This is a genomic window from Methylorubrum suomiense (genome assembly GCF_022179765.1).
GTDB classification, from domain to species: domain Bacteria; phylum Pseudomonadota; class Alphaproteobacteria; order Rhizobiales; family Beijerinckiaceae; genus Methylobacterium; species Methylobacterium suomiense.
Genome location: NZ_BPRE01000007.1, coordinates 286,572 through 308,502, shown reverse-complemented (window position 1 = coordinate 308,502; position 21,931 = coordinate 286,572). Strand labels below are relative to the sequence as shown.

The following is a 21,931-nucleotide window of genomic DNA, read 5'->3' as shown; positions in this document are numbered from 1 at the left end:
CGCCCTCGCTCGACCGTGCCCCGATGCCCAAACTGCTATCGCTCCTCGCCTTCACCCTTGCGGTTGCCCTCGTCGGGCCGGCCAACGCCCAGATGCGGGGCCATGGTGGACCGGTGCGGGCGCTCGCCGTGACCGGCGATGGGCGGCTCGCCATTTCCGGTGGGTTCGATCAGGCAGCCATCGTCTGGGGGCTCGACACGGGCACGGCCCTCTCCGTACTTCGCTTTCACGAGGGGGCCGTGAACGCCGTCACGGTGCTGCCGGACGGACGCTTCGCCACCGCCTCGGAGGACGGTCGCATCGCCCTGTGGCGGCTCGGCCTTGCGGAGCCCGAGCGCGTGCTGGAGGGCCATGCCGGGCCCGTCGCGGCCCTCGCGGTCGCCCCGGACGGAACGAGCCTCGCCTCCGCCGCCTGGGACGGCAGCGCCCGCCTCTGGCCTTTGGCGGGCGGCGCCGCGCGAAGCCTCGAGGGGCACCGGGGCAACGTCAATGCGGTGGCCTACCTCACCGATGGGCGCGTCGTCACGGCCGGTGCCGACGCGACCGTGCGGATCTGGTCGGCCGAGGGCGAGCCGCTGTCCAACGTGACGCTGCCGAGTGCCGTCAGCGCCCTCGCCGTCGCGTCCGATGGGGAGATCGCTGCCGCCGGGGCCGATGCGACGGTGCGCTTTCTCGATCAGGCAGGCGGCGTCCGCGCCCCGGTGGAACTCGGACCGGCGCCGGTGATCGCCCTCGCTCTGTCGCCGGACGGAACGCGAATCGCCGCCGCCGGAGCGGGCGGAACGGTGGCGGTGATCGATCGAGCGAAGGCGCAGGTTCTCTACACCTTGATCGGGCCCGGCTTGCCGGTCTGGTCGGTGGCATGGCGCCCCGACGGCTCGGAACTGATCACCGGCGGCGGCGACCGCCTCGTGCGCCGCTGGGACGCGGCGACCGGTGCGCCGATCGGTCCCCTCGCCATGCCACGGCCCGTCGACGCGCTGGCGGCCTTCCACGGCGAGCGCGGGGCCGAGGTGTTCCGCGCCTGCGTGGCCTGTCATTCCCTCAAAGCCGACGAGGGACCCCGCGCCGGCCCGACGCTCGCCGGGATCTTCGGCCGTCGCATCGCCAGCCTGCCGGATTACCGGTACTCCGACGCCTTGAAGCGCATGGACATCGTCTGGACGCCGGAAACCGTGGCCCGCCTGTTCGAGGTCGGCCCCGCGCGCTACACGCCCGGCACACGGATGCCCGAGCAGACGATCAACAGCGCTGCGGATCGCGAAGCGCTGATGCAATTCCTCGAGAAGGCGACCCGGTAACGGGAGGGCCTTTGGCCCGTCACCGTCGCTTCCGAAGGGACGGCGCGTTTCCGCGCCGTCTCAGGAGGCCGGGCCGCTCGTCTCACGCTCACGGAAATAGTCTTCCGTGGTGCGCGGTTTCGCCCGCTCTGGAGCGTGGGGATCGAAACCCTGGTTCAGGGCAGCCTCGACGCGGCAATCGTCGCACATCATCAGAGAGCGGATCCGGGCCTCGCCGGCCTCGCCCGTGAACATCCAATGGCGGTCACGCAGCTTGTCGATCACCCGCTCGATGCTGGCGCGGGTGCCGAATGGCTTGGCGCAGGCGATGCAGGCGAAGGGCTCTTCCTCCTTCACGATCCGGCGCGGGGCGGCCCAAGCGACGAAATCGATCTGAGGCTTCAGGTCGATCACGTTCTCGGGGCAGGTCGCGGCGCACAGACCGCACTGGACGCACAGGCTCTCCTCGAAGGCGAGAAGCGGACGGTCCGTGCTGTCGGTGAGGGCATGCGTCGGGCAGGCGCCGACGCAGGAAAGACAAAGCGTGCAATCGTCCACGCGGAAGTTCAATCCGCCGAACGGCGCTCCGGCGGCCAGCGGCACGGCATCGACCGGCACGGGCGCGGCGGCATGCATCTCGCGGAAGGCGAGGCGCAGCATCTCCCGCTTCCCGCCATCCGGAACGAAACCCGCGGCAGTGACGGCCGTGCGCCCCGGAGTGAGATTCCGCAACGCCGCGCCGAGGGCATCGGGGTCGTCGGTCTCGATCGCCGCGACCAGACCGGAGCCGTAGCCGAGGGCTTCCGCCAGCGTCTCGGAGAGGGCGATGGTGCGGTGGAGGGCGTCGAGGTCGTGCTTCGGCCGGGCACGGGCGAGCAGCCGCACGCCCGCGGCGCCGTAGGCGAAGAGCGCGGCGAACACTTCCGGGCCGAGTTGGGTCACTTCATTGACCCGCACCGGCAGGACATTGGCCGGAAGCCCTTCGCCGTAGCGGCCGAGCGCGTCGATCAGCGGCTCGCCGTGCTCGCCGTCATGGAACAGGACGACGGCCTCCGTCCCCCCTGCCGCGCGATAGGCGCGCATCAGGCTGCGCAGCCGCCGCATCAGCGCGTCGCTCGGGGGCAGAGCATAACCGGCCGCCCCCGTCGGGCAGACGGCGGCACAGCTGCCGCAACCGGCGCAGATATAGGGGTCGATCGCGACGCTATCGCCCGCGGAAGCGATGGCGCCGGTGGGGCACACGTCGAGGCAGCGGGTGCAGCCGGTGATGCGCGAGCGCGAATGGGCGCAGAGTTCGGCGCGGAACTCGACGAAGCGGGTCTTGTCGTACTCGCCGACGAGGTGGGACGCCGCCGTGACGGCGCGCTCGACCGCGACCGGATCGCGCGGATCGGCCCGAAGGTAGCCGCTGCGCAATTCATGCGCGGGAAACAGCGGCGTGCCGCCGGTGAAATCGATCACGAGATCGCAGGTCGAGGTCGCGCCGTCGCGGGGCACGCCGAAATCGAGCTGCGTGCGTGAGGAAGGGGCCGGGAGCGCGTAGTCGTCGATGCGCAGTTCGAACGCGCCCAGATGGCCCTTCGCGCTTCGCACCGTGCCCTTGAGGATCGGAAACTCGTTGCGATGGAGCGGCGCCACGGCGCCGGGGCGCGAAAGCAGCACCGTGACGTCGAGATGCTCGGCGAGGCGCTTGCCCACCTCGACCGCAACCTCGTCGCGGCCGTAGATGAGGGCGACGCCGCGGCTCTCCATCGGGACCGTGCCGGCCGTCGGCAGCGGCTCGGCGGCCGCGGCGAGGAGAGCCGCCATCTTGGGACCGGAGCGTGCGGCCTCCGACGACCAGCCGGCCGTCTCGCGGATCTTGGCATAGGCGACGCGGCCCTCCGCGCCCATCTCCTCGGCCACCTCGTCGAACAGCGGCGCCTGAAGCGTGCAGGAGACGGTGATCGGCGACGATCCCGTGAGGGCTTGCCGAAACCGATCGAGCTCGCGGCCGCAGAGCTGATCGGCCGTGGTCAGACGTCCGCCGCAGCCCTTCTCCAGGCTGGCGGTATCGAGCGGCATCGTCCTCTCGCAGGAACAGGCGAACACGAGACGATCGGACACGGGGGAACCTGACTGCTTCAATGGGTGGCCCCTTCGCGGAGGGACCTTCATTTCATATACTCATACCGATTCCAAACTACGAGCCATGGCTCGGCTCACGGCCCAGGGTGCGGACGCGACGCCGCAGCCCCGAAGACGATTGCTGATGATTTCCATCTCCGAGGACCGCCCGGCGGACCTCATCCTTCCACCGGCCTTCACCGCCCGCATGGCAGAGCCGGCTGCGGACGTGCATGCGCAGGCCTGCCGCAGTGCCGAGGAGGGCGCGGAGCCGGGCACGTTGCTGCTCGGCGAACGCGACGGAACCGTGACCCTTGCCGTGGTGCTCGCCCCGGACGAGCCGCTGGCGCCCGCGCGCCGCGCGTTGTTTGCCGGAATGTGGGCGATGGCCGAGGCCATCGGCGGCTTCGGCCCGCCGGAAATTCCTGTCGTCATCGCTTGGCCCGACACTCTCCACTTTAACCAGGGGCGCCTCGGCGGTGGCCGGCTCGGTTGGCCCGATGGGTGCCGTGAGGACACCGTTCCGGATTGGCTCGTGTTCTCGGCGAGCCTCATCGCCTCGAAGCGCCATGCGGGCGATCCGGGGCTGACGCCCGATTCCACCTCGCTGGAGGAGGAGGGCTTTCCGCCCGATCTCGCCGGGCCCCTCGCCGAGAGCTTCGCTCGGCTTCTCACCAAGGCGTTCGAGATCTGGAGCGAGGACGGTTTCTCGGTTCTGGCGCAGCGGTATCTTGATCACCTCGTCCTGCCGCCGGGCGCTCGCGTAGAGATCGACGCCGTGGGCGATCTGAGGCTGCACCGGCCGGATGCACAGGTCGAATCGTGGCCGCTCCAGCCCGTTCTGGACGTGCCCGCTTGGCGCGACCCCTACACCGGGACGGTGCGGCTGTGAGCGGCTTGAGATTGCCGCGTACCCTGCGGCTCGACCCCTCCGACACCTTCGTCTTCGCGGACGCCGCCGAACCCGGCGAGTGGGCGGTGACCGGTTCGTTCCTGTTTCTCGACGCCGATCCCGACACGCTGACCGGCAAGGCTCGGGCGGCGTTCCGATCCGGCTTCGTCGGCGTGCGCTCCCTCGGCTTTTCAACCCTGGTCGTGGTCAGCGAGGCGAGCGCGGCCGAACGTGCGGCGGCGGTGGAAGACCTCGCGCGCCACATCCTGGAGCGGTTCGGAGCGCCGGACCTCGCGGCGGCGCGCGGCGCCGCCGAGGAGGAGATCGCCGTGTCGGCCTCGCTCTGCCATCTGCCGGTCGGCAGCGTCGTCGCGCTGCACCGCACTGCGGAAGGCGGGGAAATCCGCGAGAACTTCCGCACGCTTCACCAACGGGCGCCGGGTGCCGACCCGCTGCATGCCCGGGCCTTCCATTTCATAGAGACCGATGAGGACGCCGCCGAGGAAGAGGCCGACCTCGTCGGGCTCCTCCGCGACGCCGCTCCGGGACGCTGACACGATGACCGAGTTCTGGGTTTCGAGTGGCCACCACCTGACGCAACGCCACGAAGGCGGCGGGTTGGCCGTCACGGATGAACTGATCCTCGCCTATCTCGCCCGGCCCGAATTGATGCCGCCGGACGAGGCCTGCGCCGCCGAACGGGCGCTGCACGCATCGTTGATGGCCGAGCCCCGCCGCCCGGTCTCGGCCGAGGATCTGCGCGCCATCGCCGACGCGGATGCGCGCGAGAATTGGGAGGTGATGCTCGCCTTCCGGGATCGGTTGCTCGCCGCCCGCTCGGTGGAGGCGGCCTATCTCGCCCTGGTGCGCGGCGGCCTGCAGAACGTGCCGGGTCTGTTCCTGAACCAGCTCTGCCACCTGATCCTGCGCAACGCGCTCGACGGCTGCGACGACCCGCATGTCCTGCGAGCGGCCGAGCTGTTCTTCCGCCCGCAACGGGTCAGCCTGCACGAGGGTGCGGTGCTGCTCGCCGATGCCGAGGTGATCGAGGCGCGTGAGGGATCCTCCCCGCTCTCGCCCCTCGTCTCCATGCTCGGCAAGGAAGCGGCCAACGAACTCGACGTGCTGAACGACGACAACGCCTGGACCTACTGGAGCCGGTCCGACGCGTTCACGATGGCCTTGAACCTGAACAGCGCCAAAGCGCGCGCCGGGCTGGCCCGCGCCATCGAAGCCTATGTCGGCCATCTGCTCAACACCGCGATCCGCGTCGAACTGCGCGACGGACTGGAGGATCCGGACTGGCGCTGGTTCGTGGGGCTCGACGCCGAAGCCACCCGGATCGGCAATGCCCTGTGGAACGGCGACGCACTCGATGCGGCCGCCCGCGAGCGACTCCTGGCCGTCTTCGCCCTGACCTTCGCCGATCAGGCCCGCGTCGATCCGCGGGTCGGGGAGAGGCCGGTCTATCTTCTGCTCGCCATGAACGCCCAGAAGACCGTGACGTTAAAGCCGCACAACCTCGTCGTCGGCCTGCCCCTGGCCCTCGACCGCGCCGCCTGAGGATTTCACATGACGCCGCAGGATCGCTTCGAGGTCGGCATCATCGTCGCCCGTCGACGCCTCAAGGGACCGTGGGCGAGCCATGCCTGGCTCCCGGTCGCGGCGCTTCCCGCCGCCCCGGACGCGCCCGCCTGGACCCAACTGGGTGAGACCGATGACGAGGCGACCTTCTATGCCGGCGCGTACGAAGTTTCGCTGCACATGGCCGAAACCGCGCATTACCGCGACAACCTCGTATCCGGACGACCGTCCCTCTGGGTCTCCCTGCGCAACACGGGCGAGGAGACGTACGAGATCGCGACCGTGACGGCCGACCCCTACGAGGGCGAAGCGATGGCGGAGGGGATCGGCGAAATCGTCGAGGCCGTGCCGATGCCGCCGGAGATTCAGGCCAAGCTGCTGGCCTTCTTCGAAGCCTTTCACATCGAGCGCATCTTCGAGAAGCGCAAGCGCGACCGGGCCGACCCGGAAGCCCTGGCCCGCAGTGCCCGCATCGAGGGGAGGGGGGAATGAGCGACGGATTCCTCTCCCGTTGGGCCCGGCGCAAGGAGGCCGTGCGGGTCGCCGAGCAGACTGCGACCAGGGAAGCATCGCTCACGCCCACGGCGCCAAGCGTGGGGGATTTGGACGGAGCGGTTGAACTCCAGGCGATTTCACCGCTCCCATCGTCCCCGCATGGCGCGAGCGGGGCGCCGGACGATCGCCAAACGATCCCCGAGCTGGGCGCCGATGCCAATGCTGAGCCGGATCTTCTCGCAGACCTCCCGTCCCTCGACGCGCTGACGCCCGAGACCGACCTCACGCCATTCCTGAGATCCGGCGTGCCCACGGCCCTGCGCAACGCGGCTTTGCGTCGGATGTGGTCGCTCGATCCCGGCATCCGCGATTTCGTGAGCGAGGCGCGGGAATACGCCTATGACTGGAATACGCCGGGCGGCGTGCCGGGTCTCGGGCCGCTTCTGCCGAGCGACGACGTGAAGGCGATGCTCGCTCGTCTGTTCCGCGATCCCGCCGAAGCGAAAGCCCCTCCCGGCGAACACCCGGAAGAATTGATCGACGAATCGAATCCCGCCCCGGCCGACGCGACGCCCCCCGTCGAGGTGGCCCTGGAGGACGAACCGGTTCCCGGTGAGGCGTTGCGGCCAGCCACGGCGGCGATCCCCTCGGCGGCGCAATCCGAAGTGGCAAGAGTTCCGTCGATGGAACCGCGCATGCGGCGACATGGAGGCGCGATACCGGTCTAATTCTGACAAAATCTGATTGCGGCCAACTCAAACGCTTTTTATTATCGGTCCAAACAAGCGGTCCGGGCATGGGCCCGGAGGGACGATGGGTTCGGTGGCGTCGGTGTTGGCACATTCTGCCGAAGGGGTGTCGGGGTCGGTCGCAGTCGTCGACGATATCGACCTGCTTCGTGCGCAGCACTACGATCTGCTGGCGACCCTCCTCGGACGTGCGCCCGACGTGGCGCTTCTCGATGTCCTGAGAACGTTGGAAGGCGGTGAGGGCGCTCTCGGCCGTCACCTGTCCGATCTGAGCCGGGCCGCCGCCACGACCTCGGCAAACGCGGTCGAGCGCGAGTTCTTCGCGCTCTTCGTCGGCGTCGGCCGCGGCGAGCTTCTGCCTTACGCATCCTACTATCTCACCGGCTTCCTCAACGAGCGTCCCCTCGCGCGGGTGCGGGAGGATTTGTCCCATCTCGGCATCGAGCGGGGCGAGGCGATGAGTGAGCCGGAAGATCACCTCGCCATCCTCTTCGAGGTCATGGCGGGGCTCGCGTCCGGTCGGTTCGAGGCGGAGCCCGGAATGCAGGCCCGCTTCTTTGCGCGCCACATCGAGCCCTGGGCGACGCGCTTCTTCGCCGACCTCGAACAAGCGAAGGCGGGCCGGTTCTACCGGACCGTCGGAGAGCTTGGACGGACCTTCATCGAGATCGAGACCGAAGCCTTCTCAATGGAAGGCTGAGGCGGCGAACACCAGAACCATCGTCGTCGCGGAGAGCGACGGCGGGGAACAAATTCGAGCCTCCGTTTTCGGGGGCGGAACAGAAATCGACGCGGAAGGATCATCTGAGATGAGCCTCCGCCAGGGGAGACAGGACGATGGGACAGGACGGGAAGACGCTCGGTCGTCGGCAGTTCTTCCGGGCACTCGGCGGCAGCACGGTGGTCGCCGCGGCGGCCGTCGCGTCGCCGATGGGGGCGACCGAGGCTCAGGCCTACGACCCCGGCAACGAAGAGACCAAGAGCCGCTACCGCGAGAGCGACCACGTCAAGGCGTTCTATCGCACCAACGGATACGAGACCTTGAAGAAGAACATGGACCCGGCGTCCACGGGCACGAAGTGAGGCGGCGATGCTGATTAAGCGTAGAAGCGGCGAAGCGTCCCGCTCCAAGCATCAGGCGGTGGCCGCCGGGCTCGCCGCCGGCGTTCTCGACCGCCGCGCCTTCCTGCGTCGCTCCGGTCTGACGGCCGGTGCGCTCGCCGCGGCAGGCACGATCCAACTCGGCGCCGTGCGCAAGGCGCAGGCCGCCGGCTCTTCGGCGGTCGGTCCGGACACCGTCATCAAGAAGAACGTCTGCACCCACTGCTCGGTGGGCTGCACGGTGACGGCCGAGGTCGTCAACGGCGTTTGGGTCGGCCAGGAGCCGTCCTATGCCAGCCCGATCAACCGCGGCACCCACTGCGCCAAGGGCGCGGCCATCCGCGAGCTGGTCTCGTCCGACCGCCGCCTGAAATATCCGATGAAGCTCGAGGGCGGGCAGTGGAAGCGGATCTCGTGGGATCAGGCCTACGAGGAAATCGGCGACAAGCTGATGGCCATCCGTGAGAAGAACGGCGCCGATTCCGTCTATTGGCTCGGTTCGGCCAAGTTCACCAACGAGGCGTCCTACCTGATGCGCAAGTTCGCGGCCCTCTGGGGCACGAACTCGATCGACCATCAGGCGCGCATCTGTCACTCGACCACGGTCGCAGGCGTGGCCAACACCTGGGGCTACGGCGCCCAGACCAACAGCTACAACGACATCCGCAACGCCAAGACGATGATCGTGCTCGGCGGCAACCCGGCCGAAGCGCATCCGGTCTCGCTCCAGCACGTGCTGTCGGGCAAGGAGATCAACCGCGCGAACATGATCGTCATCGATCCGCGCTTCACCCGCACGGCGGCGCACGCGACCGAATACGTCCGCATCCGCTCCGGCACCGACATTCCGGTCGTCTACGGCATCCTCTGGCACATCTTCCAGAATGGCTGGGAGGACAAGGAGTTCATTGCGCAGCGCGTCTACGCCATGGATGACGTCCGCAAGGAAGTCGCCAAGTGGACGCCCGATGAAGTGGAGCGGGTCTCCGGCGTGCCGGGCGAGCAGCTCAAGCGCGTGGCGGAGAAGTTCGCCAAGGAGAAGCCCGCGACGCTGATCTGGTGCATGGGCGCGACCCAGCACACGGTCGGTACGGCCAACGTCCGCGCGCTCTGCATCTTGTGCCTCGCCACCGGCAACGTCGGAAAGCCCGGCACCGGCGCCAACATCTTCCGCGGCCACACCAACGTGCAGGGCGCGACGGATCTCGGCCTCGATGTCACGACGCTGCCGCTCTATTACGGCCTCGTCGAGGGCGGCTGGCGGCACTGGGCCCGCGTCTGGGACGTGCCCTACGAGTGGCTGCAATCGCGCTTCGACGAGGTTCCCGCGCAGGCGGGCCGCAAGGCCCGGACCCGCAAGGAGAACATGGAGGCGCCCGGCATCACCTCGACCCGGTGGTTCGATGCCGTGAACCTGCCGCCCGAGCAGATCGACCAGCGCAGCCCGGTCAAGGCCTTCATGGTGTTCGGCCATGGCGGCAACACCGTGACCCGCATGCCCGAGGCGATCGAGGGCATGAACAAGCTCGAGCTGCTCGTTGTCGCCGATCCGCATCCGACCACCTTCGCGGCGCTCGATGCCCGGCAGGACAACACCTACCTGCTGCCGATCTGCACCTCGCTGGAGATGGATGGTTCGCGCACGGCCTCGAACCGCTCGATCCAATGGGGCGAGCAGATCGTCCAGCCGGCCTTCGAGTCCAAGAATGACTACGAAGTCCTCTACAAGCTCGCGACGAAGCTCGGCTTCGCCGACAAGCTCTGCAAGAACATCAAGGTCGAGAACGGTATTCCGGTCGCGGAGGATATCCTGCGCGAGATCAACCGCGGTGGTTGGTCGACGGGCTACAGCGGCCAGTCGCCGGAGCGGCTGAAGGCGCATATGCGCAATCAGCACAAGTTCGACCTCATCACCCTGCGGGCGCCGAAGGACGATCCGGAAGTCGGCGGCGATTACTATGGCCTGCCCTGGCCGTGCTGGGGTAAGCCGGAGTTGAAGCATCCCGGCTCGGCGATCCTGTACAACACCAACCTTCACGTGAAGGAGGGCGGCGGCACCTTCCGGGCCCGGTTCGGCACGGAGCGCAACGGCGCGACGCTGCTCGCCGAGGATTCGTTCTCGAAGGGTTCGGATCTGACGGACGGCTACCCCGAGTTCACCTTCGGGGTGTTCAAGAAGCTCGGTTGGGACAAGGATCTCACGGAGGAGGAGCGCGCCACGATCCTCAAGATCGGCGGCGAGAAGCCTGATACCGTGAGCTGGGCGACCGACCTGTCCGGCGGCATCCAGCGCGTGTGCCTGGAACACGGCGTCTCGCCGTTCGGCAACGGCAAGGCCCGGGCCAACGCCTGGAACCTGCCCGACCCGGTGCCGGTCCACCGCGAGCCGATCTACTCCCCGCGCCCCGACCTCGTGGCCAAGTACCCGACGCGGCCCGACGAGCGGCAACTGCGCGTGCCGAATATCGGCCTCACGGTGCAGAAGGCGGTGGTCGACAAGGGCATCGCCAAGGACTTCCCGATCATCCTCACCTCCGGCCGTCTCGTCGAGTACGAGGGCGGCGGCGAGGAGACCCGGTCCAACCCGTGGCTCGCTGAGCTGCAGCAGGACATGTTCGTCGAGATCAACACCGGCGACGCGGCTGATCGCGGCATCAAGGACGGCCAGTTCGTCTGGGTCTACGGCCCGGAGAACAGCTCGAAGGCCAAGGTGAAGGCCCTGGTGACGGATCGCGTCGGTAAGGGCGTGGCCTTCATGCCGTTCCACTTCTCCGGTTGGTACCAGGGGAAGGACATGCGCGACTATTACCCGAAGGGCACCGACCCGGTGGTCCTGGGTGAGAGCGTGAATACTGTGACCACCTACGGCTTCGATCCTGTGACGGGCATGCAGGAGACGAAGTGTACCCTGTGCCAGATCAAGGCGGCGTGACGAGGAGCGACTTGAACCATGGCCCGCATGAAGTTCCTCTGCGACGCGGATCGCTGCATCGAATGCAACGCCTGCGTCACCGCCTGTAAGAACGAGCACGAGGTGCCGTGGGGCATCAACCGTCGCCGCGTCGTGACGCTGAACGATGGTAAGCCCGGCGAGCGCTCGGTCTCGATGGCCTGCATGCACTGCACCGACGCGCCCTGCGCGGCGGTGTGCCCCGTGAACTGCTTCTACACCACCGCGGATGCGGTGGTGCTGCACTCCAAGGACATCTGCATCGGCTGCGGATATTGCTTCTACGCGTGCCCGTTCGGCGCGCCGCAATATCCGCGGGTCGGGAACTTCGGTTCGCGCGGCAAGATGGACAAGTGCACCTATTGCTCGGGCGGCCCCGAGGCGGATTTCTCGACCGCCGAGTACGAGAAATACGGCTCGAACCGCCTCGCTGAGGGGAAGCTGCCGCTCTGCGCCGAGATGTGCTCGACCAAGGCGCTTCTGGCGGGCGACGGCGAGATGATCGCCGAGATCTACAAGCAGCGGGTCATCAAGCGCGGTTACGGCTCCGGCGCCTGGGGCTGGAAGACGGCCTACCGCGAGACCGTCGCGATCTGACGTTCGGTTCGAGGGTTTTTGCCCTCGAACCGTATTCCCACCCTCGACCTCATCCTGAGGTGTCGACGCGAAGCGGCGCCCTCGCAGGAGGGCTCCAGGGATCGCGAAGGTTTCTTGAGCCCTCCTTCGAGGCCGCTTCGCGGCACCTCAGGATGAGGGGGATGGATGGGACGCCAATGTCGCGCGGGCTCGGCGGCGTCTCGACAAGGATTCGGAAAGGAACGCCGATGCGGCGGGCAGTAACCTTCCTCAAGACTTTTCTTCTAGCCGCGATGCTCGTCGCAGGTCCGACGGCGCTCGCGCCCGCCCTCGCGCAGAACCCGATTCAGGCGGACGGCGTGAACCCGATGGGCGCGCGACCGACCGCGGATTCGGTCAACGAGGAATTTCTGTTCAAGCAGTCCGACAAGATCCAGGGTCGGATCTCGATCCCGGACCAGAAGGCCGCCAACCTCATCCAGCCCCAGGGCCGGGAATACCGGAACTTCCGCGAGAGCTGGCTTCCGTGGATCGGCGGGCTCGTCATCCTCGGCATGATCGCCGCGCTCGGCGCCTTCTTCCTGTTCCGTGGCCGGATCATGATGGAGCACAGCCAGGAATCCGGAAAGAAGATCCTGCGCTTCAACGCCTTCGAGCGCTTCACGCACTGGATGACCGCGACCTGCTTCATCATCCTGTCGCTGTCGGGCCTGAACTACATCTTCGGCAAGCGCCTGCTGATGCCGCTGATCGGCCCCGATGCGTTCGGCGCGCTGGCGCAATGGGCGAAGTACAGCCACATCTATCTCGCGTGGCCGTTCATGCTCGGCGTTGCCTTCATGTTCGTCCTTTGGATCAAGGACAACATCCCGAACAAGATCGACATCGCTTGGCTCAAGGCCGGCGGCGGCCTGATCGGCAAGGGCCATCCCCACGCCGCCCGCTTCAACGCCGGACAGAAGGGCGTGTTCTGGATGGTCGCCGGCTTCGGCGCCGCGATGAGCGTCACCGGCCTGATGATGATCTTCCCCTTCGCCCTCACCGACATCAACGGGATGCAGTTGATGCAGGTGGTCCACTCGGTGATCGGCATCGTCTTCATCGCCGGCATCCTGGCCCACATCTATATCGGCTCGCTCGGCATGGAGGGCGCCTACGACGCCATGGGCAGCGGTAAGGTCGATCTGGCTTGGGCGCGCGCCCACCACGACCTCTGGGTCGAGCAGGAGCAGGCCCGCACCGCCAGCGGCCCGCAGCTCAAGGGTCATCCGGCTCCGGCCGAGTAAGTCCAGGGGCGGCGGAAACCCGCCGTCCCGGCCAGCCTTTCGAACTGGAGCCACTTGGGCTCCTCGGAAAGAACCGCCCCCATGAAAGCCTTCGCCGTCGCCGTGATCGCAGCCATCTCCCTCGGGGTGTTGGCGATGTTCGCGCTCAACAGCAGCCAGAAGCTCGCCTATCAGGCCTTCGCGACCTCGGGTGCGCGCGTGTCAGAGCCCGGCACCAACCTCGTCGGCCCGCGCTGGAACGGCGCCCCGCGCCCCGACGAGTTCGAGTCCGAGCCGCACGGCAAGGCCGAGGGCGAGGCCTCGAACCCCAAGCGTTCGTGAACCGTCCCGATCACCGTTCCGTATCCAGGGACCGCCCATGATCTCGTCCTTCCTCGCCCGTCGGTTGGCGGCTGGTCTTTCAGCTTTCTCCTTCAGCGTCGGCTTGGCCGTCGCACAGGACGCGCCTCCCCCAGCCCCGGAGCCGGGTAAGCCGGCCAATCTGTGCCAGGAGCTGGTGGCTTTCGTGAAACAGCCTGAGCCTGCCAAGCAGGCGGCGGTGACGCCGCCCCAGCAGGCGACCGCCGTGTCGAACCCCTCCGGCAACACGGCGGGCGCGAAGCCTGCTCAAGCCGCTGGCACCGAGAAGTCCGCTGGCCTGAGCGGCCCGGTCAACGAAGGTGGACCGAAGTCGGAAGCCAATCGTCCCGCGGATGCGAAGCCCACGGACCCGCAGACCGCTGCGACGACGCCGAACGCTGCGACCAACCCGGCGACCGATCCCCGCGCTCGCGCCAACGCCGATGCCAAGGTTCCGCCCGCGCCCGCCACGCCCGCCCCCGGCCCGAAGCCTGATCAGGCGACGATCGAGAAGATCGAGGCGGCAGCCGCCGCCAACGATCTGCCGACTTGCCGCTCCGCCGCTCGTGCCATGCGGGTTGCCGGTGTCATCATGCCCCCGCCGCTGCTGGCTCTCTCGGCGCTCGATCTCAAATACTCGCAGCCGTAGCGGCCTTGCCTCCGTCCAGGCAGGGACGGTTCAATACGGGATCCTACTCCCCGCATCCGGGGAGTAGGGCGAGCCAGAACAGCGAACGCTCATTCCGTCAGCTTCGGCGGCGTCCCCCGCCGACTGCAATCGCCGCGACGGTCGCGGCGACGCCGATACCAAGAACCGATGACGCCAGCGGGTGTAGGCTCGCCCGCGTATAGGCGCTGGTGCGCTGGACGTAGCCCGGCTGGTCACCGCGCTCGCGTCCGGCATTGCGCGGCGCGTGCAACGCCCCTTCCGGTTCACGCGGGGGATCCTTCCGCTTCTGCATGGCGATGATCGCCGGTGCGAGCTGATCGAAGGCACCGGGCGCGAATTCCTTGCCCGCCGTGAACAGCTTCCCGCCACCACCGACGACGATGTCGCGCACCGGATGCTCGGCGGCATGCAGGATCGCCGCGGCGACCTCCCGCGGTGGGTAGATCGGCGGCGGCAGCATCGGCTCGCGATCCATGTAATTGCGCGCCCGTGCCGGCAGCGGCGTGTCGATCGAAGCGGGCTTGACGAGCGTCACCGAGATCGGTGCTCCCTCCGCGATCAGCTCCATCCGCAGGGTATCGGTGAAGCCCTTCACCGCATGTTTCGAGGCGGCGTAGAGCCCCTGGAACGGAAAGGCGAGATCGGAGGCGATGCTGCCGACATTGACGAGCGCGCCGCCTCCCGCCCGCAAATGCTCGGCCGCCACCAGAGAGCCGTTGACCGTGCCCCAGAAATTGGTGCGGATCAGGCGCTCGTGATCGGCCTGCTCTATCTCGCGCAGGGGGCCATAGACCGTCAGTCCTGCGACGTTGACCCACGTATCGATGCGCCCGAACGCCGCCACAGCCCGTTCGGCCAGATTTTCGACATCGGCGCGTTCCCCCACATCCGTCACCACGGCGAGCGCATCGGGGCCGAGTTCACGGGCAATGTCGTCGAGCACGTCACCGCTGCGGGCTGCGAGGACCACCCGGGCCCCTCGTTCTGCCGCTCGCCGTGCGGTCGCCAGACCAATGCCGCTTGAGGCACCTGTGACGACGACGACCTGATCGCGCAATGATTTCAATTTCACGGGCGCAGTTCCTCACTTCGCTCGGACGGCAATCTCGCTGCGATTTCAGCTGAGATCCTGAGCGGGAACCACCCGTTCGATGCCCCTGTTCCGGGCGTTGCGGCCGCACCACAGCGACGAGCGCGGGCCACTCTCGTTAACCATCACTTCATTGGCTGCCCCTAGCGGAGCGACGTGCAAACGAGCGCGAAGACGCGCGCCGTCACGGGTTCGGGACCGGACGCCGGTTCAGCCCAAGTCACCGCATCACACGAAGCGCCCATCATGACCGCCGCGGATCTCGGCTTCCTCCTGGCGAACGCCGTCCTGCCTCACCTCGACCTCTTCGGGGCCCTGGGGCTCAGCCTCGGCTTCGCGTCAGGGCTCATGCCGAGGCGGGATTGGATCCTGGTCACCGCGGCCGCATGCTCCCTTTGCTTCGCCCTGCATTTCTTCCGCTTGGGCGCCTATACCGGCACGGCCATGTGCACCGTTTCGATCCTGCAGAGCTTGGTCGCGGCCTACGCCATCGGCAACGGAGAACGCCCGGCCTGGATCGTGCCGCTCTTTACCGGCTCCAGCGTCGTCGCTGCCGGATTGACGCTGGCCACCTGGAATGGCTGGCCCTCGGCCTGTGCCGGGATCGGTGCGCTCCTGGCGACGCTGGCCCGCCTGCAGGCCGAGCCGCAGGCCATGCGCCGCCTGTTCCTGGGTGCCTCGTCCTGCTGGGCCGTCCACAATCTGCTGGTCGGCTCGGTATTCGGCCTGACCTGCGATTGCCTCACGCTCTCTGCCCTTGCCATCGCCCTGAAGCGCGGCTCCCGCACCCGGAACGCCGGCTTGGCTTCGGCCGCGTAGAGCGCCGTCTCTTCGAGCGGGTAACGGCCTTCATTAAAAGGCGAGGCGACCTGAAGCCTTAGGGTCATCTCGAATCTTAAATCCGAGACCATTCTCTAACGTAACAGCCAGCGAAGGGAGCGACGCAGGGCCGGCGTGGCATCGTGCTCGAACCACGCGCCGTGGGCAAAAAGCACCCGCTGAGGTGCCAGCGCGACGAGCGCAGCAGCGGCCCGCGAAGCGGCCCGACCGCCGAACCGTATGGCGAGGCGCAGATAGATCGGCGCACGCCCATCCGGTGCTGTAGCCCCGATGAGATGCATCGGCAGCCGGAGAGGGAAGGGAAGCTTTCGAGGCTCGAGGTTCAACACCAGATCGGTGAGGATCAGGCTTCGCGAAACGGGGTGGAAGAAGGCGATCTCGCGGAAACCGAAGCCACCGGGAATCACGGTTTGGCGGATGTCCGCGGCCCATTCCTCCGGGCTTTGCTCCCCCAGATCGCGATCGATCCGCAGCGCTCCCGCCTCGATCTGACGTCGTACCTGACCCCGACGGCGCAGTTCCGGCGGGGCCCAGGTGATGGCGGCAGGACAGCGCCGCTGCCATGCCCCGAGGAACATCCAGTGGGCGATGTTCGGGGCAACGAGGTGCCGAATGGGTCCGATGGCCTCGATGGACCGGGCGAGAGCCTCATCGAATCGCGTGGGCGAGTGAAGCCAGACCGAGCCGTCGCCCAAGCGCAGCACCGTCATCCGCACCGGCAATGGCAGGATGCCGGGGAGGGGACCACTGTCGACGATCCAGAGGTCGGGCGCGACCGGCTTCAAGGTGTCGAGGGGCGGATAGGTCGGATCGGTCAAGGCATCGCCGTGGCATCGTCTCGGCCGTCCCGGATGGACGCTCACAGGATCGGCGTCCACAACATCGGTTCGATTCTGACTGCCGGAGCGTCGGCTCAACCTGCAGCGGGCGCCCGCAACATGAGATTGGTGATCCGGTTCGACAGGCGCAGGGCCGAGGCGGGCCCGCCGAAATTCCAGATGTTGCGCTCGATGAGCCCGACACGGCCCGATCGCAGAGCCGGCACGCGCTGCCACGCGGCGCTGCGCGTCTTGGCGTCCAGCGAAACGTTTGGCCCGGTCATGCTCACGAGCATCACATCGGCATCGTCGAGACCGAGCAGTTCCTCCGATGTCAGCGGGCGTACGCCCTCGCGGCTGCGTTCGGACGGCCAGAATCGCAATCCGAGCCGCGATGCCAGACCCGCGGACAGACTGTCGCCAGTGAAGACCCAGTAGGTGTCCAGCCCGGCCAATTCCTGGAGAACCACAAGGCGCCGATTGCTGCGTCCGGCCGCCGCGAGGCGTGCGGCATCCCGATCGAAGCCCGCCGACACCTCAGCTTCGGCCCGCACGGCTTCGGCATCCCGACCGACGAACTCACCGATCATCCTCTGAAGTGCGAAGGCGGAGTCGAGACGCGTTCTGGGTGGCTCGGGGGCAAAGTCGAGGAGGACGGTCGGAGCAATGCTCTCGAACACGTCGAAGAGCGGTGCGTGGCGGTAGGTGAGTCCGAGGATCAGGTCGGGCTTGAGGCGGGCGATGGCTTCGAGGCTCGGCTGCTGACGCGTGCCGACATCGGCCACGTTGGCGAGGCGTTCGGTCTGGACATTGATCCAGCCGGGATAGAGCGCCGGATCGGACATGCCGACGGGCGGACGACCGACCGCCACGAGCATCTCGGCCAGAAGGAATTCGAGCGCCACGACCCGTCGCGCTGCGGTCGGCAAGTTTGCCGAGCGGCGAACCACGAGGTCAGAGGCGGAGGCCGCGCGAAGACCAAGCCCGGCTGCCGACGCGAGCCCCCAGGCGAGGCAATGGCGGCGATTCGGCAAGCCGGTCACTGTGTTCCCCTTCGGCCGCGGGACATCAACCAGAGGAAGTAGGGGGCCCCGATCAACGCCGTCAGCGCACCGGCCGGAATCTCCTTCGGCGCCAAGGCGACCCGTCCGAGGATGTCGGCACCGATGGTGAGGAGCGCCCCCAGAAGCATCGCCACCGGCAGCCGATCCCCGTGAGCATGAAAGCCGACGAGGCGGGCAAGGTGGGGTGTGAGCAATCCGACAAAGGCCAACGGGCCGACGATGGCCACCGCCGCGCTGGCGAGCATGGCGGCGAGCCCGAGGCCGAGGGCCCGCAACAGTGCGACGTTGAGACCAAGCCCGGCAGCCGCGTCCTCCCCGAGCGTCAGCAGATCGAGCGGCCGGCTCAGGAGCGCCAGCGCCGGCAGGCTCACCAGGAGCCACGGCAGCAGCGCCACCGCGTCCGGCCAAGCCCGGCCATAGGTTCCACCCACGAGCCAGATGAGGGCACGGGCGGGTTGCGCGCTGGTCTCGACGATGACGGCGTAGGTCAGGGCCGCGAACAAGCCGCTGAAGGCGAGGCCGGTCAATGCCACGGGGAGCGGGGCGAACCGGCGACGACGGTTAATGAGCAGGATCAGCCCCAGCGTGGCGAGCCCCCCTACCAGCGCCAACGCGAAGGTCTCGGGCCGTCCGATCAGGGGCCAAGTGAGAAGCCCGACGAGGGTTGCGAGCGCTGCCCCTTGCGTGACGCCCAACAGCTCCGGCCCGGCCAGAGCATTGCGCACCACGCTCTGGAGAACGACACCGCTGGCCGCCAGCATCATGCCGGCGATCGCCGCGACCGCGATGCGGGGACCGCGAATGCTTAAGATCAACGCCGCCTCGTTGTCGCCGCCCGCGAAGGCCGTAACCCAGCGGGCGGGGGCGAGCCACGTCTCACCCCAGGCAAGGCCGAAGGCGGACAGAGCCGCCAGCGCCAGACCAAGGGCGGGCGCCACGACAGCGAGGGAAGCGACGCGGGTCGAGGCGGCGGCCTCCGTCCGATCCGGCGGCGAGAGCAACTGTCCGCGTACCACCAGAATCAGAAGCAGCGGCGTGCCGACGAGAGCCGTAGCGACCGCCGTCGAGAGCCCCGCCGAAAAGCCGAGGCCAGCGACCACGCCATCGGCGGCGAGCAGAAGGCCACCGCCGACCAGCGCCGAAAGGACGATGAGCGCGGTCAGCCGTCGGATTCCTGCGGCGCGGACAAGATTCGGGGCGATCAGGCCGACGAAGCCAATGGGCCCGGCGAGGGCTACGGCGAAGGCAGTCAGCGCCGTCGCCGTGATCACGCCCGCGAACCGAACCGGCAGCACAGCGACGCCGATGCCGGTGGCGGCGTCATCCCCCAGAGCCAACGCATCGAGTCCGCGCACCAGGAAGGGAAGCGCGACGAGCGGAGGCAACAGCCAGCAGGCCGCCTCGACAAGACCATCGGCGCCGGGCTGATACAGCGCCCCGCCACTCCAGAGTGCGAGGCCGGCAATATCCTGTTCGAAGAGAGCCAGCATCACGGTGAGGACGGCGCTGAGAAGCAAGGCGCAGGCGCCTCCTGCGAGGAGCAGCCGGAGGGGAGGGGCACGCCAACCACCGGCCGCCAGCAAAGCCAAGCTCGCGGCGCCGAGACCGCAGACGAAAAGGAGCGGGGGGCCGGCAAAGCCTGCCAGCGCCGGCACGGTCAGACCGATGAGCACACCGACCTGTGCTCCGGCCGTGACCCCGAGGAGGTCCGGCGCCGCCAAAGGATTGCGCGTCACCGCCTGAAACAGGGCGCCGGCCATACCGAAGGCCGCACCCGCCGCGAGCCCGGCGAGAACCCGCGGCAGCCGCAATTCCCACAGCAGGAAGCGCGCGGCCTCCGCCTCGACCGGGCCGGGCGCAGTCGTGAGGGCGTGCCAAGTCGGCCAGAGCCGGGCCAAGGCGACGAGCGCCACGAAGGCGGCGATCGGGAGCCCAATCCGGAGACGGGGTATGGGCCGAACCAAGGTTGGCCGCTCGGCTGCCAGGACCGTCACGAGCGGAATTCGTGGGACCGGTGCCGCACCGGAGCGAAAGCCGGGACACAGAGAGGCGCCGCCGATTCCGGGTGGTCGAGCCGCCACATCTCGACGCCGTAGACCTCGGCCAAATTGTCCGGCGTCAGCACTTGGTCCGGCGGACCGTCATGGAGGATGCGGCCCGCCTGCATCAGCAGCACCCGGTCCGCCAAGGCCGCAGCCTGGTTGAGGTCGTGCAGCACGCAGACGATGGTGATGCCCCGCTCGCGATTGAGAGCCTTGAGGGCCAGGACCAGCTCGACCTGATGGCGCACGTCGAGCCAGGTCGTCGGCTCGTCGAGGAGGAGCACGCGGCATTGCTGCGCGAGTGCCATGGCAATCCAGGCGCGTTGCCGCTCGCCCCCCGAGAGGGCCGTGACGTCACGGGCGGCATGCTCGCGCAGGCCCGTGGCGGAGAGAGCGTCGAGGATCGCGGTGCGATCGGTCGTCGAGAGCCCGCCGATCAACGGGCGATGGGCGTGACGCCCATAGGCCGCCAGCTCGAACACCGTCAGCCCCGCCGGGACCTCATTGGCCTGAGCCAGCAGCGCCAGCGCGCGGGCCCGCTCACGGCGTCGCAACGTGCCGAGCGCGCGCCCGTCAATCCTCACGCTGCCGGCTTGGATGGGCTGCAATCCGGCCAGAGCGCGCAGCAGCGTCGACTTTCCGCATCCATTCGGACCGCACAGGGCCGTTACGCCGCCCGCGGTGATCGCCACCTCGAGGCCGTCGAGAACCCGCCGCCCGCCATAGGCGACGGTGAGCGTCCGACCTTCGAGCGCGATGGCGCCGCTCATGCCGTCACGCTCATGCTGCTCGGCTCATCCCGTGGGCCTCGGCCATGGCGACCACGACCTTGCGCGGTCCCGCATAGGGTTCGCGACCGTGCATGATCAGCATGTTGTCCAGCATGAGCACGTCACCCGCCTGCCACGGGAAGCTCACCTTCTCGGCATCGAGCACGGCGCGCACGGCATCGAGCTCCGCATCGGGAATCGGGCTCCCGTCGCCGAAATACACGTTGCGCGGGAGTTCGTCTTCCCCGACCGTGTCCAGCAGCACTTCGCGCTCCACCGCGTCGAGGGCCGAGACGTGGAACAGGTGGGCCTGATTGAACCATACATCCTCGCCGGTGCGGGGATGCTTGGCCACCGCTTGGCACAGCTGACTGGTGCGCAGCTCACCATCCTCCTTCCAAGTGAAGTCGATGGCGTGATCCCGGCAATAGGACTCGACGGCGCTTCGATCCTCGGTGTTGAACACCTTGGTCCAGGGCAGATCGAGGCCGTTGCCGAAATTGCGCACGTAGCGAAGCCCATTCCGCGCGAACCGGTCCCGCAAATCCGGGTCGAGCGCGCGGTAGATCGCACGGCTGTCCGCGAGAGGGGTCGCTCCTCCTTCAGGGGAGGCGGTGACGCAGTGGAACCAGATCCGCAGCGGCCAGTCGCGCGTGTAGGATTGCTCGTTGTGTAACGGGATCTCGCGATGCGCCGGATATTCGGTCGAGGAATAGACACCGCTCTCGACCTTGCTGCGCGGCGTCGAGCCGAACTCATAAGAGAGAAGCGGATGGCCGAAGGCGGCGGCGAAAGCCCGAAATGCCTCGACGCTCTCGACCGTGTAACCGCGCAATAGGACAGCGCCGACAGCGCCGAGCGCGTCGCGAATCTCGGAATCGCGTGCGTCCTTCGCCCGGATCAACGGGCCATCGCCTTGGAGCAGGACGGGAAGTGCGAGAGCGGTCATGGTCGGCTTCCTCGATCAGCGGCGGTTTCAGGCGCGGCTGGCGTCACGGTCCATCGCCTCGCGCAGGCTACGCGGGCGCATGTCGAGCCAGACGGACTCGATGTGCTTCAAGCAGGTGGCCTTGTCCCCGCTGACGCCGACGCGGCGCCATCCTTCGGGAGTCGGCTTGAAGTCGGGCCAGATCGAGTACTGGTCCTCGTCGTTCACGACGACGTGGAACTGGATGTCGTCGCGGTCGAAACTCATCGGATTCACCCTGCTTCGATGACGCTCGGCTTCGAACACACCGCCAGAAGCGGGGTCCTTCGAAGCGACTCGAAGCGGTGACGA

Annotated in this window: 22 protein-coding genes; 14 read left to right on the top strand and 8 right to left on the bottom strand. The window is 68.0% G+C overall.

Translation table 11 applies throughout. The annotated features are described in order from the left end of the window. Positions 1-23 precede the first annotated feature (23 nt). Complete coding sequence (locus MFF26_RS13690) at positions 24-1,301, top strand: c-type cytochrome (RefSeq protein WP_137829949.1); 1,278 nt, start codon at positions 24-26, stop codon at positions 1,299-1,301. Between the two features lie 60 nt (positions 1,302-1,361). On the opposite strand, the gene MFF26_RS13685 is transcribed toward MFF26_RS13690, so the two are convergent. Then, entirely contained in the window at positions 1,362-3,344 is a 1,983-nt protein-coding gene (locus tag MFF26_RS13685; protein ID WP_137829950.1) for a 4Fe-4S binding protein, read from the bottom strand. 187 nt (positions 3,345-3,531) lie between these two features. Between MFF26_RS13685 and MFF26_RS13680 the strand changes: the two genes are divergently transcribed. The 12 genes from MFF26_RS13680 (at position 3,532) to MFF26_RS13625 (ending at position 14,007) form a co-directional block, all read left to right on the top strand. Next, on the top strand, positions 3,532-4,278 hold the full coding sequence (locus MFF26_RS13680; RefSeq protein WP_137829951.1) for a biotin/lipoate--protein ligase family protein: 747 nt from the start codon (positions 3,532-3,534) through the stop codon (positions 4,276-4,278). After that, a complete protein-coding gene (locus tag MFF26_RS13675) occupies positions 4,275-4,832 on the top strand; it encodes a DUF6505 family protein (RefSeq protein ID WP_137829952.1) in 558 nt (185 codons plus the stop codon). The genes MFF26_RS13680 and MFF26_RS13675 overlap by 4 nt, the downstream gene beginning before the upstream one ends. 4 nt (positions 4,833-4,836) lie before the next feature. Beyond that, positions 4,837-5,841: a DUF6352 family protein gene (locus tag MFF26_RS13670; protein ID WP_137829953.1), complete on the top strand. Its 1,005-nt coding sequence runs from the start codon at positions 4,837-4,839 to the stop codon at positions 5,839-5,841. A 9-nt stretch (positions 5,842-5,850) separates the two neighbouring features. Next, a complete protein-coding gene (locus MFF26_RS13665; RefSeq protein WP_137829954.1) occupies positions 5,851-6,354 on the top strand; it encodes a DUF3305 domain-containing protein in 504 nt (167 codons plus the stop codon). Further along, a complete protein-coding gene (locus tag MFF26_RS13660; protein WP_137829955.1) occupies positions 6,351-7,085 on the top strand; it encodes a DUF3306 domain-containing protein in 735 nt (244 codons plus the stop codon). Before MFF26_RS13665 ends, MFF26_RS13660 begins: the two co-directional genes overlap by 4 nt. A gap of 85 nt (positions 7,086-7,170) precedes the next feature. Then, a complete protein-coding gene (locus tag MFF26_RS13655) occupies positions 7,171-7,806 on the top strand; it encodes a TorD/DmsD family molecular chaperone (RefSeq protein WP_137829956.1) in 636 nt (211 codons plus the stop codon). 137 nt (positions 7,807-7,943) lie between these two features. Then, positions 7,944-8,189 (top strand): formate dehydrogenase, encoded by a 246-nt coding sequence (locus tag MFF26_RS13650; protein ID WP_137829957.1) that lies wholly within the window; start codon positions 7,944-7,946, stop codon positions 8,187-8,189. Between the two features lie 7 nt (positions 8,190-8,196). Beyond that, positions 8,197-11,139, top strand: a complete 2,943-nt coding sequence (locus tag MFF26_RS13645) for a formate dehydrogenase subunit alpha (RefSeq protein WP_137829958.1) — start codon at positions 8,197-8,199, stop codon at positions 11,137-11,139. 18 nt (positions 11,140-11,157) lie between these two features. Beyond that, the gene (gene fdh3B, locus MFF26_RS13640; protein WP_108938525.1) at positions 11,158-11,754 is read left to right on the top strand and encodes a formate dehydrogenase FDH3 subunit beta; all 597 of its coding nucleotides are present in this window, start codon (positions 11,158-11,160) and stop codon (positions 11,752-11,754) included. A 227-nt stretch (positions 11,755-11,981) separates the two neighbouring features. Next, positions 11,982-13,019, top strand: a complete 1,038-nt coding sequence (locus tag MFF26_RS13635; RefSeq protein WP_137829959.1) for a formate dehydrogenase subunit gamma — start codon at positions 11,982-11,984, stop codon at positions 13,017-13,019. Between the two features lie 81 nt (positions 13,020-13,100). Continuing rightward, positions 13,101-13,340, top strand: a complete 240-nt coding sequence (locus tag MFF26_RS13630) for a hypothetical protein (protein ID WP_137829960.1) — start codon at positions 13,101-13,103, stop codon at positions 13,338-13,340. Positions 13,341-13,524: 184 nt separating this feature from the next. Next, entirely contained in the window at positions 13,525-14,007 is a 483-nt protein-coding gene (locus MFF26_RS13625) for a hypothetical protein (RefSeq protein WP_238308105.1), read from the top strand. 97 nt (positions 14,008-14,104) lie between these two features. Here the strand turns inward: MFF26_RS13625 and MFF26_RS13620 are convergent, their stop codons facing one another. After that, entirely contained in the window at positions 14,105-15,100 is a 996-nt protein-coding gene (locus tag MFF26_RS13620) for an SDR family oxidoreductase (RefSeq protein WP_137829962.1), read from the bottom strand. A 264-nt stretch (positions 15,101-15,364) separates the two neighbouring features. On the opposite strand from MFF26_RS13620, the gene MFF26_RS13615 reads away from it, so the two are divergent. Then, positions 15,365-15,937 carry a YgjV family protein gene (locus tag MFF26_RS13615; protein ID WP_137829963.1) on the top strand — a complete coding sequence of 191 codons (573 nt, stop codon included), beginning with the start codon at positions 15,365-15,367 and terminating at the stop codon, positions 15,935-15,937. A gap of 95 nt (positions 15,938-16,032) precedes the next feature. On the opposite strand, the gene MFF26_RS13610 is transcribed toward MFF26_RS13615, so the two are convergent. The 6 genes from MFF26_RS13610 to MFF26_RS13585 form a co-directional block, all read right to left on the bottom strand. Next, the gene (locus tag MFF26_RS13610) at positions 16,033-16,776 is read right to left on the bottom strand and encodes a DUF4336 domain-containing protein (RefSeq protein ID WP_137829964.1); all 744 of its coding nucleotides are present in this window, start codon (positions 16,774-16,776) and stop codon (positions 16,033-16,035) included. Positions 16,777-16,871: 95 nt separating this feature from the next. Then, a complete protein-coding gene (locus tag MFF26_RS13605) occupies positions 16,872-17,681 on the bottom strand; it encodes an ABC transporter substrate-binding protein (protein WP_137829965.1) in 810 nt (269 codons plus the stop codon). A gap of 134 nt (positions 17,682-17,815) precedes the next feature. Next, complete coding sequence (locus MFF26_RS13600) at positions 17,816-19,753, bottom strand: iron ABC transporter permease (protein WP_238308104.1); 1,938 nt, start codon at positions 19,751-19,753, stop codon at positions 17,816-17,818. Positions 19,754-19,830: 77 nt separating this feature from the next. Continuing rightward, complete coding sequence (locus MFF26_RS13595; RefSeq protein ID WP_137829967.1) at positions 19,831-20,652, bottom strand: ABC transporter ATP-binding protein; 822 nt, start codon at positions 20,650-20,652, stop codon at positions 19,831-19,833. Positions 20,653-20,662: 10 nt separating this feature from the next. Then, positions 20,663-21,601 carry a TauD/TfdA family dioxygenase gene (locus tag MFF26_RS13590; protein WP_137829968.1) on the bottom strand — a complete coding sequence of 313 codons (939 nt, stop codon included), beginning with the start codon at positions 21,599-21,601 and terminating at the stop codon, positions 20,663-20,665. A gap of 27 nt (positions 21,602-21,628) precedes the next feature. After that, positions 21,629-21,847, bottom strand: a complete 219-nt coding sequence (locus MFF26_RS13585; RefSeq protein WP_137829969.1) for an MbtH family protein — start codon at positions 21,845-21,847, stop codon at positions 21,629-21,631. Positions 21,848-21,931: the final 84 nt, after the last annotated feature.